The sequence below is a fragment of the Agromyces protaetiae genome (genome assembly GCF_030866785.1).
GTDB lineage: Bacteria > Actinomycetota > Actinomycetes > Actinomycetales > Microbacteriaceae > Agromyces > Agromyces silvae.
On sequence record NZ_CP133018.1, the window covers coordinates 2,991,659 to 3,004,415 of the forward strand.

The 12,757-nt window shown below is 70.3% G+C and carries 15 protein-coding genes; 4 read left to right on the top strand and 11 right to left on the bottom strand.

Translation table 11 applies throughout. The annotated features are described in order from the left end of the window. From QU602_RS13695 to QU602_RS13705, 3 genes are read left to right on the top strand one after another with little or no spacing between them, the layout of a single operon-like run. Positions 1-873, top strand: coding sequence for an N-acetylneuraminate synthase family protein (locus tag QU602_RS13695; protein ID WP_308797019.1), 873 nt, complete (start codon positions 1-3; stop codon positions 871-873). Continuing rightward, positions 870-2,597 carry a DUF6716 putative glycosyltransferase gene (locus tag QU602_RS13700; RefSeq protein ID WP_308797020.1) on the top strand — a complete coding sequence of 576 codons (1,728 nt, stop codon included), beginning with the start codon at positions 870-872 and terminating at the stop codon, positions 2,595-2,597. The genes QU602_RS13695 and QU602_RS13700 overlap by 4 nt, the downstream gene beginning before the upstream one ends. Positions 2,598-2,632: 35 nt before the next feature. Further along, complete coding sequence (locus tag QU602_RS13705; RefSeq protein ID WP_308797021.1) at positions 2,633-3,136, top strand: hypothetical protein; 504 nt, start codon at positions 2,633-2,635, stop codon at positions 3,134-3,136. A 52-nt stretch (positions 3,137-3,188) separates the two neighbouring features. Here the strand turns inward: QU602_RS13705 and QU602_RS13710 are convergent, their stop codons facing one another. From QU602_RS13710 to QU602_RS13730, 5 genes are all read right to left on the bottom strand, one after another. Next, positions 3,189-3,725 carry a gamma carbonic anhydrase family protein gene (locus QU602_RS13710; protein ID WP_308797022.1) on the bottom strand — a complete coding sequence of 179 codons (537 nt, stop codon included), beginning with the start codon at positions 3,723-3,725 and terminating at the stop codon, positions 3,189-3,191. Further along, the gene (locus QU602_RS13715; protein ID WP_308797023.1) at positions 3,722-5,038 is read right to left on the bottom strand and encodes an APC family permease; all 1,317 of its coding nucleotides are present in this window, start codon (positions 5,036-5,038) and stop codon (positions 3,722-3,724) included. The genes QU602_RS13710 and QU602_RS13715 overlap by 4 nt, the downstream gene beginning before the upstream one ends. A 113-nt stretch (positions 5,039-5,151) precedes the next feature. Further along, positions 5,152-5,607 (bottom strand): hypothetical protein, encoded by a 456-nt coding sequence (locus tag QU602_RS13720; protein ID WP_308797024.1) that lies wholly within the window; start codon positions 5,605-5,607, stop codon positions 5,152-5,154. 314 nt (positions 5,608-5,921) lie between these two features. Then, positions 5,922-6,413, bottom strand: coding sequence for a hypothetical protein (locus QU602_RS13725; RefSeq protein ID WP_308797025.1), 492 nt, complete (start codon positions 6,411-6,413; stop codon positions 5,922-5,924). A gap of 160 nt (positions 6,414-6,573) precedes the next feature. After that, positions 6,574-7,104, bottom strand: coding sequence for a hypothetical protein (locus QU602_RS13730; RefSeq protein WP_308797026.1), 531 nt, complete (start codon positions 7,102-7,104; stop codon positions 6,574-6,576). A gap of 277 nt (positions 7,105-7,381) precedes the next feature. Here QU602_RS13730 and aroQ point away from each other — a divergent pair, with 277 nt between their 5' ends. Then, positions 7,382-7,933 (top strand): gamma subclass chorismate mutase AroQ, encoded by a 552-nt coding sequence (aroQ, locus tag QU602_RS13735; RefSeq protein ID WP_308797027.1) that lies wholly within the window; start codon positions 7,382-7,384, stop codon positions 7,931-7,933. Positions 7,934-7,977: 44 nt separating this feature from the next. Here aroQ and QU602_RS13740 read toward each other — a convergent pair whose 3' ends face one another. The 6 genes from QU602_RS13740 to QU602_RS13765 all read right to left on the bottom strand — a co-directional run bounded on the left by QU602_RS13740 (position 7,978) and on the right by QU602_RS13765 (position 12,731). Next, entirely contained in the window at positions 7,978-8,523 is a 546-nt protein-coding gene (locus QU602_RS13740; RefSeq protein WP_308797028.1) for a hypothetical protein, read from the bottom strand. Between the two features lie 293 nt (positions 8,524-8,816). Then, a complete protein-coding gene (locus QU602_RS13745; protein ID WP_308797029.1) occupies positions 8,817-9,608 on the bottom strand; it encodes a hypothetical protein in 792 nt (263 codons plus the stop codon). A 17-nt stretch (positions 9,609-9,625) separates the two neighbouring features. Beyond that, positions 9,626-10,081, bottom strand: a complete 456-nt coding sequence (locus QU602_RS13750; protein WP_308797030.1) for a hypothetical protein — start codon at positions 10,079-10,081, stop codon at positions 9,626-9,628. 338 nt (positions 10,082-10,419) lie between these two features. Then, the gene (locus QU602_RS13755; protein ID WP_308797031.1) at positions 10,420-10,920 is read right to left on the bottom strand and encodes a hypothetical protein; all 501 of its coding nucleotides are present in this window, start codon (positions 10,918-10,920) and stop codon (positions 10,420-10,422) included. Between the two features lie 114 nt (positions 10,921-11,034). Continuing rightward, positions 11,035-11,625, bottom strand: a complete 591-nt coding sequence (locus QU602_RS13760; protein ID WP_308797032.1) for a hypothetical protein — start codon at positions 11,623-11,625, stop codon at positions 11,035-11,037. A gap of 221 nt (positions 11,626-11,846) precedes the next feature. Next, entirely contained in the window at positions 11,847-12,731 is an 885-nt protein-coding gene (locus QU602_RS13765; protein ID WP_308797033.1) for a bifunctional methylenetetrahydrofolate dehydrogenase/methenyltetrahydrofolate cyclohydrolase, read from the bottom strand. Positions 12,732-12,757 lie beyond the last annotated feature (26 nt).

The following is a 12,757-nucleotide window of genomic DNA, read 5'->3' on the forward strand; positions in this document are numbered from 1 at the left end:
ATGTCTGTTCGACTCGGTCGCCACGAGATCGGCACCGGCCTGCCGGTGTACGTCATCGCCGAGATCGGCCTCAACCACAACGGGGACGTCGAGCTCGCCAAGCAGCTCATCGACGTCGCCGCGGGCGCGGGCTGCCAGGCGGTGAAGTTCCAGAAGCGCACGCCCGAGCTCGCGACCCCGGAGCACATGAAGGATGTCCCGCGCGAGACGCCGTGGGGCACCATGAGCTACCTCGACTACCGTCGTCGCGTCGAGTTCGGCAGCGAGGAGTACCTCGAGATCGCACGCCACGCCGACCTCGCCGGGCTCGACTGGTTCGCGTCGCCGTGGGACGAGCCGTCGGTCGGGTTCCTCGAGGAGCACGGCACGGCCGCGTACAAGGTCGCGTCGGCATCGGTGACCGATCTGCCGCTGCTGGGCGCGATCGCGGCGACCGGCAAGCCGGTCATCCTGTCGACGGGCATGTCGACCATCGATGAGATCGATCAGGCCGTCGCGACGCTCGGCACTGAACGGCTCGTCATGCTGCACGCCACATCGAGCTACCCGATGCCGACCGAGGAGGCGAACCTTCGCACCATCGACACGCTGCGCGCGCGGTACGCGGGCGTGCCGATCGGGTACTCGGGGCACGAGCGCGGACTGCAGATCTCACTCGCCGCGGTCGCGCTGGGCGCGGTCGCCGTCGAACGCCACATCACACTCGACCGCGCCATGTGGGGATCGGACCACGCGGCGTCGCTCGAACCGCAGGGTATCGAGCACCTCGTGCGCGACATCCGCATCATCGAGGAGGCCATGGGCGACGGTGTGAAGCGGGTCTTCCCCGGCGAGCTCGCCCCGAAGGCGAAGCTGCGCCGGGTGCTTGTGTGACGGGCGCCGACGCGACCGGCGGCGCGGGCGCTCCGAGCACACCGGCGGTGCGCCGACTGCTCGTCGTCAGCGACTCCGACTCGTACACGAAGTGGGGCGCCGCCCTGGCCTCGGCCCTGCCCGACGCCTGGCACACCGAGCTCGCGCTGCTCCTCAGCGACGTGCTGCCGAGTGAGCGTCAACTCGCGGCGGCGCTCGCAGGGTCGCGATGGGCTGCGCCGGCCGGATCCGAGACGGACCGGGTCGTCACGGCAGCCGCGGCACGAACGTCGCGGGACAAGGCCGAGGCCACAGCCTCCGCGCCCACACAGGCCGCTGGGACCGTGGGAACCGCCCTGGGCACGGAGACCGCGCACGCGACGGAGACCAACGACGCGACGGAGTCCACAGGGGCCGCCAAGACCGCCCGAACCACGGAGGCCTCTCAGACCGATCAGGTCACGGAAGCCGCCAAGACCGCTCGAACCACGGAGGCCACGGCGGCCGATAGGCGTATGCCAGTTCCGCCTCACGATGAGGCGGAACTGACATACGAATCGGCGGCCTCGAACTCGCGGTCCGTGCCGAGCACCGCGCGACCGAGGTATGTCCACCTCGACCAACTCGTCGACCTCGTGCGCGAGATGCGGGCCGACGCCGTGCTGCTCGCGTTCCGCGGGCCGCTCGTGCGGGTGACAGCCGGCCTGCTGAATGCGGTGCCCGACCGGCCGGTGCTCATCGCGGGGTTCCCGGGTCTCACGATTCCGGCCGTGCCGAAGGCGATCATCTACCGCGAGCAGGTCGACCTCGTCGTGCTGCACAGCCGGCGCGAGGTGCGCGAGTTCGCGCGGCTCGCCGCCGACCTGCCCGCGGCTCCACGGTTCGGGCTCGCGACGCTGCCGTTCCTGCCGAGTCGAACGACGGATGCTTCGCGGCGCACGCTGCCCGACGGCGACGTCGTCTTCGCGGTGCAGGCCAAGGTGCCCTCGAGCCTGGAGGAACGCGTGCATCTCGTGGGCGTGCTCGCCCAGGCCGCGCGACGCCAGCCGCATCGCCGCTTCATCGTCAAGGTGCGGGCCCGGGCGGGCGAAGCGCAGACGCACGCCGAGACCTACGACCTCGGCGAGCTCGTTCGCGACCCCGCCATCGCGCGAGAGCTCGGCTTCACGCCGCCGCCGAACCTGCTCGTCGCGGACGGACCGATGTCGGCGCATCTCGAGCGCGCGGCCGCGCTCGTGACCGTGAGCTCGACCGCGGTGCTCGAGGCCATCGCGGCCGATGTGCCCGCCCTGCTGCTCGACGACTACGGCGTCGGGCCGAGGCAGCTCAACGTGGTGTTCGAGGGCAGCGGGCTGTTCGGCGACGGCGCAGCGCTCGCGGCCGGCGCCTGGCGACAGCCGGACCCGGCCTGGCTCGACGACAACTACTTCCACGGGCCGGCGGCCGACGACTGGGTCGAGCGGCTCGAGGAGCTGCTCGCGGCTCGAGCGGCGGCGCCGCTGCCCGTGCTGGCACGGCGTCACAACCGCACGGGCGGAGCACTCCGGCGCGCGTTCGAGCGGCGCAAGATGCTCGGGTCGCACGACCGGACGTTCGCCGGGCGGGCATCCGTGCTCGTGGCGGTGCCCGTGCGAGGCGTCGTGCGCACGGTGCGGCGGGTGCGCAGGGCGCTCACGGGCGTTGCGGCCGTCGACCCATCGCAGCCGGTCGCCGAGTCGCGCGCCGCCGAGCGCGTGACACGCTGATCACGTTCACGCTGGAGTTGTAGTATACTGCTCGCATGACCAAGCGATCAGTGATGTCTCGAACCGTGCCCGCCGTCGGGCTGACCATGGCGATCGCGGGCGCGCTCGCGCTCGCCCCCGCCTCGGCGTTCGCCGCCGAAGGCGGCTCAAACGGCGACGCGGACGGTTGGGTCGTCGTCGGCACGCAGATCGACGGCGACTCCTACAAGCGCGAAGTCTTCAACGACGGCATCGGCTGGGGCCCCAAGCGCATCGATGCGCACTGCCCCGACGACTTCCCCTACCTCGACGCCACCCAGGGCACCCCCGGGCTCAGCGTCGGAAGGGGCCTCGTCGTCGGGGTGGACTCAGGCGTCACGGTGGTCGAGGATCCGGGCGCCCGGATCGGCGAGCAGCTCAGCTTCAACGAGGTGATCTACAAGGGCACGACGCTCGTGCCCTGGAATCACGATGCGTTCAACAATCGCGGATTCTCGGTCACGATGTTCTGTACGAGTTCGAAAACCAAGGGCTGGACCCAACTCATCCGGGTTCCATGACCGTTCTCCGAAGCCGTCGGCCGCGGTGTCACGGACGAACGGACCCCGCGGGTCAGTCGACCGGGGCCGTGTGCGTCGCGACGTGCCGCACGTACGCCTCGGCATTGCGACGCAGTCCCGCTCGCTCCTCATCGGTGAGCTCGCGACGCACCTTGGCCGGCACACCGGCGACGAGTGAGCCGGGCGGCACCACGGTGCCCTCGAGCACGACCGCACCGGCCGCGACGAGCGAGCCGGCACCGATGAGGGCGCCATTGAGCACGGTCGCGCTCATGCCGATGAGGCTGTCGGACTCGATCGTGCAGCCGTGCAGCACAGCGCCGTGACCCACCGAGACGCCTGAGCCGACCGTGAGCGGGTAGCCGGCGTCGACATGGCAGACGACCGTGTCCTGCAGGTTCGCGTTCGCGCCGAGCACGATCGGCTCGGCCTCGGCACGCAACACCGCGTTGTACCAGACGCTCGAACCCGCCTCGAGCCGCACATCGCCGACCACGACCGCGCCCGCGGCGACGAAGGCGGTGTCGGCGATCTCGGGAGCCGGCACGCCGGCGAGCTGGATGATCCGGGCTGAGGGGTCTGCGCTCATGCCGCCAGCCTACGGCGGCGAGCCTGCACCACGAGCCGGATCCCCGCGCCGAACGCGAAGACGGCGACGCCCGCCACGACCGAGGTCCACGGGAGGGTGATTACGAGCACGAGGCATCCGATCGCACCCGCGACCGAGAGCGCGCGCGGCACCCGCCGCTCGCCGCGCGGCTGGGTGACGGCGGCGAGGTTCGCGACGAGGTAGTAGACGAGCACCCCGAAGCTCGAGAAACCGATCGCGCCGCGCAGGTCGGCGACGAGGATGAGTACGACGATCGCCCCCGCGACCACCGCCTCGGCGACGTGCGGGACGCGGAAGCGCGGATGCACCGCCGCGAGCGGCGCGGGGAGCTCTCGGTCGCGGGCCATCGCGAGGGTCGTACGCCCGATGCCTGCGATAAGCGCGAGCAATGCGCCGAGCGCCGCGAGCCCCGCGCCCGCGCGCACGATGGGCTCGGCCCAGGTCCAGCCGGCAATTTCGACGGTGTCGGCGAGGGGTGCGGTCGATGCGGCGAGCGCGGGCGCGCCGAGCGCGGCGAGCAGCGTGACCGCGATGGCGGCATACAGGGCGAAGACGATGCCGAGCGAGGTCTGGACGGCGCGCGGGATGGTGCGTGCCGGGTCGACGACCTCCTCGCCGAGTGTTGCGACGCGTGCGTAGCCTGCGAAGGCGAAGAAGAGTAGGCCGGCGGCCTGCAACACACCCCAGACGGATGTCTCGTCGGCACGCTCGGCCGTGAGGATCGCACCGCTCGGATCGGTGCCGGCGACGAACCCGAACGAGAGCCCGGTCGTCGCCCTCGTCGTCGCGACCACGATGCCCGCGACGATGACGAGGACGAGCACCGCGAGCACGATCGAGACGATGATGGTCGCGGCTCGCGAGGTCCGCGTGATGCCGCGCAGGTTGATCGCGGCGATGACGAGCACCGCGGCGATCGCGGCGGGCCGCTGCCACTCGGCGGGCACGAGATAGGCGGCCGCGGTCATCGCCATGGCGGCGCAACTCGCGGTCTTGCCGATGACGAACCCCCACCCGGCGAGGAATCCGGGCCATTCGCCGAGCCGCTCGCGACCGTACCGGTACGCACCGCCGGACTCGGGGTAGCGCGCGGCGAGCTGCGCCGTGGACCCCGCGTTCGCGAACGCGACGAACGCGGCCAGCGCGAGCCCGACGAGCAGCAGATCCCCGGCGGCCGCCGCCGCGGGCGCGAACACGGAGAACACGCCGGCGCCGATCATCGAGGCCAGCCCGATCGCCACGGCCCCGCCGAACGTCAGACGGCGCGCGAGGGAGGGCTGGTCACCGGTCACGCCACGCAGCGTACCGGGCCCGGGTTACCGGCAGCCGTTTGCGCCAGCAGGCAATTTCGCGCGTCACCAGTGGAGTGTTCCGTTGCCGTTCATCACGCGTCCGTGACGCGACCCTAGCGGCAGCCTGGGTCGTTCGGGTACTCGAGGCAGGTGCCGCGGGTGAGGCGCGTTTCGACGGTGACGACGCGGACCCGCATCGGCTCGGCCGCGACGTCGAGTTCACCGACGGTGGTCCAGCCGGAGCCGTCGAACCGATAGGCGGCCTCGAACGTGACGGTCGGCTGCACGTCGTAGAACCCGCGTTCTCGGTAGCGGTGACTCGTGGCGGTGTCGGTGAGCTCCTTGGCACGCAACTGCGACCAGGTCCTGCCGGGCGACGCGGACTCGATCCGGTCGCCGTCACCGGTGTCCCAGGCGAACGCGACCGGCGTGAAGCGGACCTCCGCCGGCCGGCCGAGCAACGGCGCGGACACGACCTGCTCGGTCGCGTGACTGACGAAGTTCGCCGGCAACCGCCGCACCGCGATGCCCGGCCCGGGCTCCATCGCCCCCTCCGGCACCGCCGGCACGAACGACGCGACATCCTCGAGCGTGACCCCCGGCGAACCGGGCTCGGCGGGCGCCGGAGTGGGCGGCGCCCACCCGCAGACCCCCGCCGCGCACCAGTCCGGTGTCCCACGCGAGTCGCCGCCTCCCTCGTTACCGCCTGCATGCTCTCGATCGACACGGCCGTCATCCGCGGAGCGGCCCCGAGAACCTTCTCCCGCTCGTACGTCAACGCGGCCGTTCTTCACCTTGGCGTCTTTCCAGTCCAGCTCGTTGGCGTACGCCCCGGCCGGCAGCCTCGAGCAGAACACAGTGATCAATGCGACCGCAACGCAGGTCAGTTGCAGAAGTCGTTGCCGCGCCACGCGTCGGAACCTTTCGCGATGAGCCGCCATCGATCGTCGGGGGCCGACTGGAAACGAACGACGGCCGGGAGTCGATCGATCCGGTCAGGAGGCGTGACATCGGCTCCACTTGCGTCGAGCACCCGCACGCCACTCGAATCGAAGCAGACGTAGGTCGACACGAACTCGACACCGCGTTGGCTCCATCGTTCGAACACACGCATGGAATCGAATGAGGACTGCCCCTCGAAGCGACGCCCCTCGGAGAGCAGCCCAGCGAGTGAACTCTCGAGTTCCTCGGCGTAGTCGGGCGTAGCGACCTCCCCCAGACGCCCGACATCTTCCGGTGCGGAAAGACCATCCAGTACTTCGAGGTAGCGTCCGTACGCCCGGCTCGCCGCGGCGAGCGCCGCTTCGTCGGACGAGAAACCAGACTTCGCAGCCGGCCGAGCCGACTTCGTCGGAGGCCCGAGTTCAGCGGGCACGCCGCACCCGCTCGATGCAAGAACCAAAGCGGTGATGCCGATACACAATACGAGCCGAGCCCACGGCGTCCCACACCTCCATCGCATGCCACCAAAACGTAGGCGACCGCGCCCACACCTGGGTCGAGTTATCCACAGCGTCAGGCTCGGAGCGCGCTCATCAGCAGACGGGCCCGCCGCTCCACGGCTTGCTGCCGTCGAGCAGGATGCGGGCGGCGTTCGCGGAGCGGAACGCCACCTCGACGGCGACGAGATCCTCGGCGTCTGCGGGCGCCGCGGTCCTGAGGTCCTCGGCGGGCGTCCCCCTGATGTCCAGACACATCGCAACACTCAGGCGTGTGCGGTGGGAGTCGATCTCGACGAGCCGTGACGCCGTCAACGACGCCGGCGCGATGAGACGCTCACCGGTCTGCCGCATCTCCCGGAACCCGGCCAGCAGATCGAGCCCGTAGGTATCGGTCGCGACCTCGAGCACCCGCTCCGCGCCGGCCCCGCCGGCCGCGACGATCTCGGCTTCGAGAACGAGGTATCTCTCATAGGTCGAGACCGCCGCATCGAGCGCCTCCTCGTCCGAGGCGAAGACCGGCTGCACCTCGGTCGGCGCCGCCGGGCGCAGATCCCGAAGCGCACAGCCCGCAAATGTCGCGGTCATGCCCAGCAGCAGCGCCATCGCCGAAACCAGCCGAATCATGCGGCAACGCGTCGGCGCTGATCCCGGCCGCCGCTGCATGGTGCGTGTCATGCGTGCACGATAGGCCGATCCGCGATGCGCCGACCGACGCTCTCCACAGCCCTCACGAATCGCGCGTTCAGCCTCGGGCATTCGAGCACGCGCCATACTTGGGGCGGACCGTCAGGTGGGCGGGGCACGGATGTTGGGGGCAGCGGCGATGAGTGGTGCGAATCGGGCGGGTCTGGTCGACGGACGCGTGTCGCGACGGCTCCTCGCGGTACCCCTACTCGTCGCGATGACGCTGGGCGGCTGCGCGCCGATGCACGACATCGCGCTTTCCCCGGGCGAGGCCCAGCAGCCTGCTCCATCGGCGGCGCCGGAAGAGACCGCCGCGCAGCAGGCCCTCGTCGATGCGATCGCTGCGCGCCTCATCGCCGGCGAAGAAGTCGCCGCCTACAAGGCCGCGAACCATCTGGCCATCTCCGACCCGGCGCGCGAGGCCGAGGTGGTTGCCGCTGCCGCAGCCTCAGCCGCAGAACACGGCGTCGACGAGGACCTGGCCCGCGGTGTCGTCACCGATCAGATCGCCGCGAGCAAGATCGTGCAGGAGGGCTTCCAGCGGCTCTGGGCCGCGGGAGCCCCGGCGCCGGCCTCCCCCTCGCTCGACCGCGCCCGGGGCGTGATCTCGTCGGCCACGGCCACGATCGTAACCGAGCTCGCCGCCGGCCCGATCTGCCCGACCCCGGCAGCCCTCGCGCGCCTCAGCGACGAGCTGCAGCGGCTGGGCCTCGACCGCAAGGACAGCGACAGCGCCGCGCAGCGGGCGACCGCCTCTCTCTGCGCCTGAGCCGCCACAGAACCCGCCACGTCAGACTCTGACGAGCAGACCACTCAACACGATGCCTCGTCAACTCCGCGCGCGCTCCTGGTGACGAGCAGCTTGTCGGGCGCGAAGGCGATGACCTTGACGACGAGGGGCGTCTCATCTGGACGGTTCGGTGTGACATCGTTGCCGGCAGCATCGAGAATGCGGCGGTCGCCTATCCCGAGACACACGTCGAGCTCCATGGCTGCGCGAGACGCATCGATCGAGCGCAGCGCGGCGTCGAGTATCTCCGGGGTGCCAGTCGTCGTCGCCCCGGCCTCACGCAGCGCACGGAACTCCGCGAGGAGCTCCCCGGCGTGAGCCCTTCCGGCGACGTCCAAGATTCGGGCGGGATCTCGACCTCCCTCGGCACTGATGCTCGAGGACATCTCGAGATATCCGAGGTAGGCCTCGACGGCGGCCCCGAGCGCGACATCGTCCGAAGCGAACATCGGCGTCGACGGCACCGACCCGGCCGATCGCGACTCACCCGCACACCCCGCCAGCGCAAGAACGGCACCAGCGGTCAGCGCACCGGCGAACTGACTTAAACGTTTTCTGAGGCTGCACATGGGGACCGACGGTAGACCACTCGGCGCGGCCTCCGCACGCGTTCTCCACAGGGTAATGAGCCGCTCGATCCCACGCAGAAGGGCGGCTTCGGAACCTCCCGGCACACGAAGCCGGGCATGCTTCAGCCGTCACCGCAGTCGGTCGGACCCAGCGCCCGAGCGTCCCGATCGCGCGCTCGAAATCCCGACGATCCGAGACTAAGATCCGATATCCTCACCCGGTGCCCAGCGGCGAAAAGCACGGCATCAAGAACATCAGACGGCGTGCGAGGGAGGGCTGGTCACCGGCCACGTCACGCAGGGTACCGGGCCCGGGTTACCGACAGCCGGGCTCTCGAGAGGTCGAGTCCGGTGACCGAGTCGAACTTCCACCGGAGCCAAGCAGTGGATTCCACCGTCCAGTACGCGGCTGGGACGGTCTGTCCCGCATATTCGAACTCAAATCCCTCGATCGCCGCGACCCCCCGCGGTGTGACTCGTACCGCGTCGACCTGCTCCGCCACCGACGGCCAGTCGACAAGGCCGTGACGGTCGAAGTGGCTCGTTGCAAACTCGCACCAGGCTACAGCCGAGTCGATCACGATCTCGCTATGCGGCGTGACTCCGAGCGTCCACGCGAAGAGCGGTCCGTTTGCGCTCCCTCGAAACGTCGCCATATACGCCGCCCACATGCCTGGGTTGCGTTTGGTTCCCGTCGAGGTGAACAACGCGGCCGCAGGCTTCCCGGCCCATGATGCGTATGACGCGAGCCCGAACCTCTCGGGACGCGGCGGGCCGGGGCGCTCGGAGAACCACAGCGTCGACGAGTGGCTGTGGAGCTCCCGATGTAGGTTCTCGAGCCGTTTGAGCCTTGTGGAAGACGGTATTCGGTCGATCTCCGACGGGCGCACGCGATCCGCGAGCAGCGCCTGACCAGCGAGTCCCGGAGGGTTCAACGTTTCGACGAACGCCATCGCATCCCACATCTCCTCGGTCGCAAGGCCGAGCTCTCTGAGTTGCGCCACACCGTAGGAACGCGAACCGCTCCATGCCTCAAGCCGCGCCAATCGAGCGCGGAACGCCGAGGCTCCGTTGCCGTTCATCACGCGTCCGTGACGCGACCCTAGCTGCAGCCTGGGTCGTTCGGGTACTCGAGGCAGGTGCCGCGGGTGAGGCGCGTTTCGACGGTGACGACGCGGACCCGCATCGGCTCGGCCGCGACGTCGAGTTCACCGACGGTGGTCCAGCCGGAGCCGTCGAACCGATAGGCGGCCTCGAACGTGACGGTCGGCTGTACGTCGTAGAACCCGCGCTCGCGGTAGCGGTGACTCGTGGCGGTGTCGGTGAGCTCCTTGGCACGCAACTGCGACCAGGTCCTGCCGGGCGACGCAGACTCGATCCGGTCGCCGTCACCGGTGTCCCAGGCGAACGCGACCGGCGTGAAGCGGACCTCCGCCGGCCGGCCGAGCAACGGCGCGGACACGACCTGCTCGGTCGCGTGACTGACGAAGTTCGCCGGCAACCGCCGCACCGCGATGCCCGGCCCGGGCTCCATCGCCCCCTCCGGCACCGCGGGCACGAACGACGCGACATCCTCGAGCGTGACCCCCGGCGAACCGGGCTCGGCGGGCGCCTGAGTGGGCGGCGCCCACCCGCAGACCCCCGCCGCGCACCAGTCGGGCGTGCCACGCGAGTCGCCGTCGGTTGCGCCCGGCGACTCTCGGGCCGGTGACCTGCGGTCTGCGGTCGATTCACCCCCGGTCCTTCCGCCGATTCTCTCCCAACCGCCGAGCTCAACGGTTCCATTGCTGATGTCTCCGCAGATTCTGGTTTGATTCGCGTTACAACCTCCATACGCCCATGCTGAGGCTGCCCCACTCATGCTCAACGCCACGCCAGCGCCAGCCACGAGAGTGATCAGCAGAGCGCTTCGCCGGACCATTGTTCGCTTCCGTTCAGAAGGACTCGTGAGTTGTCGGTGACATTGAAGGTGACTTCCAGCGAAGCAAGATCCTTACCCTCCGGCGTGACGTCGACGCCGTCCTCGTTGATGTATCGCGTCGGGCCGACATCGACGCACATGCCGAGCACGATCACGTTCCTGTCGCCGTCGATCTCAACAAGGTGAGATGACCGTAGTACCGCCGCACCCGTGATGTGCACACCGGCCTGGCGCATGTCCCGGTAGTCCGCCAGCAGCTGCGTGCCGTACCGGTTTGTGGTCACCTCGAGGATCCGTTCGGCATCGGCCCCCTGATCCGCATTGATCTCCGCGTTCACGACGAGATACCGCTCGTAGGTGGCGACAGCGGCCGCGACAGCGTCGTCGTCGGAGCCGAAGACCGGCGCTTCACTCGGCGAGGCCGAGGGCGACGGCACCGCACCCGCCGGACCGCACGCACTCAGGCCGAGGGCCAAGAGGACGCCGACCGCGCACAAGTACGAACGCGCGCGCCGCACAAGCGGACCCGGCCGCGCACCCCTCAAGAACATGCGCCCACCGTACGACCAGCGAGCGTAGGGCAGACCGACTTATCCACAGACCGGCTCGCCGCTCCACGGCTTGCTGCCGTCGAGCAGGATGCGGGCGGCGTTCGCGGAGCGAAACGCCACCTCGACCGCGACCTGCTCATCGCGCGCGTGCGGCCCCTCGGCGCCCGGCTCTTCGACGCGCAGCTCACCGACATCGAGACACATCGCGACGCGCAGCCGCGTGCGGTGCGCATCGATCTCGACCAGCCGCGAGTCCGCGAGCACCACCGCCCCTGCGACGCGCTCACCGGTCTGCCGCATCTCCCGGAACCCGGCCAGCAGATCGAGCCCGTAGGTATCGGTCGCGACCTCGAGCACCCGCTCCGCGCCGGCCCCGCCGGCCGCGACGATCTCGGCTTCGAGAACGAGGTACCGCTCGTAGGTCGCGACCGCCGCATCGAGCGCCTCCTCGTCCGAGGCGAATACCGGCTGCACCTCGGTCGGCGCCGCCGGACGCAGATCCTGCAGATCTCGCAGCGCGCACCCGGTGCCGGCTCCGGTCAGAGCCAGCACACCGAGCGCGGCGACGAGGCGAAGCGCGCCCCGGCCACCGCCAGAGCCGTCAGTCCGTCGCCGCACCTCGTATCTCATCCGTGCACGATAGGGCGAACCCCGGCGCGGCGACGCTCGCTCTCCACAGGCTTCGCTGAATCCGCTCCGCGCCACTTCTGCACTGCTGCGCCACCAGTGCTGGCGCAGCGGTGCAGAAGTGGCGCGACACGGGCAGCACACGACGACGACCGCCCGGCCCGCAACTGCGAAGGACCCCGGCCTGTGGCCGGGGTCCTTCTGCATGCGCGGCGCAGCGAGCGTTACGGCGCCAGGCGGAGCTCGGCCGCCTTCACGACGTTGGCGAGCAGCATGGCCCGGGTCATCGGCCCGACACCGCCCGGGTTCGGCGACAGGTGGCCGGCCACGGCCGCGACGGCCGGGTCGACGTCGCCGGTGAGCTTGCCCTTGCCGGTCTCCTCGTCGTGCACGCGCGTGATGCCCACATCGAGCACGGCGGCGCCCGGCTTCACCGAGTCGGGCTTCACGAGATGCGGCACGCCGACCGCAGCCACGACGATGTCGGCCCGGCGCACCTCGGCCGCGAGGTCCACGGTGCGCGAGTGTGTGAGCGTCACGGTCGCGTCGAGCCCCTTGCGCGTGAACAGCAGCCCGAGCGGGCGCCCCACGGTGAGGCCTCGGCCGATGACGGTCACGTGCCGGCCGTGGATCGGCACCTCGTAGCGCTGCAGCATCTCGACGATGCCGGCGGGCGTGCACGGCAGCGGCGAGCGCAGCTCGCCCTCGATGCCGAGCACGAGCCGGCCGAGGTTCGTCGGGTGCAGGCCGTCGGCGTCTTTCGACGGGTCGATCGCCTCGAGTGCGGCGTGCTCGTCGAGCCCGGCCGGCAGCGGCAGCTGCACGATGTACCCGGTCACCTCGGGCGCGGCGTTCAGGTCGGCGATCGCCGCCATGACGTCCGCCTGCGACGCCGACGCGGGCAGCTCGACCTGGATCGACTCGATGCCGACCTCGGCGCAGTCGCGGTGCTTGCCCGCAACGTACGACTTCGAGCCGGGGTCGTCGCCGACCAGCAGCGTGCCGAGCCCGGGCACGATGCCGTTCGAGCGAAGCTGCGCGATCCGCACGGCGAGTTCCGATTTCACGGCCGCCGCGGTGGCGACGCCGTCGAGCTTGATCGCGGTCATGTCTCATTCTCCAAGTCGTTCGAGTG

Excerpts from the sequence above, each read along its gene's own strand:
- QU602_RS13695 (WP_308797019.1), top strand. The coding sequence starts at position 1 with ATGTCTGTTCGACTCGGTCGCCACGAGATCGGCACCGGCCTGCCGGTG.
- QU602_RS13705 (WP_308797021.1), top strand. The coding sequence starts at position 2,633 with ATGACCAAGCGATCAGTGATGTCTCGAACCGTGCCCGCCGTCGGGCTG.
- QU602_RS13710 (WP_308797022.1), bottom strand. The coding sequence starts at position 3,725 with ATGAGCGCAGACCCCTCAGCCCGGATCATCCAGCTCGCCGGCGTGCCG.
- QU602_RS13730 (WP_308797026.1), bottom strand. The coding sequence starts at position 7,104 with ATGATTCGGCTGGTTTCGGCGATGGCGCTGCTGCTGGGCATGACCGCG.
- aroQ (WP_308797027.1), top strand. The coding sequence starts at position 7,382 with ATGACGCTGGGCGGCTGCGCGCCGATGCACGACATCGCGCTTTCCCCG.
- QU602_RS13740 (WP_308797028.1), bottom strand. The coding sequence starts at position 8,523 with ATGTGCAGCCTCAGAAAACGTTTAAGTCAGTTCGCCGGTGCGCTGACC.
- QU602_RS13760 (WP_308797032.1), bottom strand. The coding sequence starts at position 11,625 with ATGAGATACGAGGTGCGGCGACGGACTGACGGCTCTGGCGGTGGCCGG.
- QU602_RS13765 (WP_308797033.1), bottom strand. The coding sequence starts at position 12,731 with ATGACCGCGATCAAGCTCGACGGCGTCGCCACCGCGGCGGCCGTGAAA.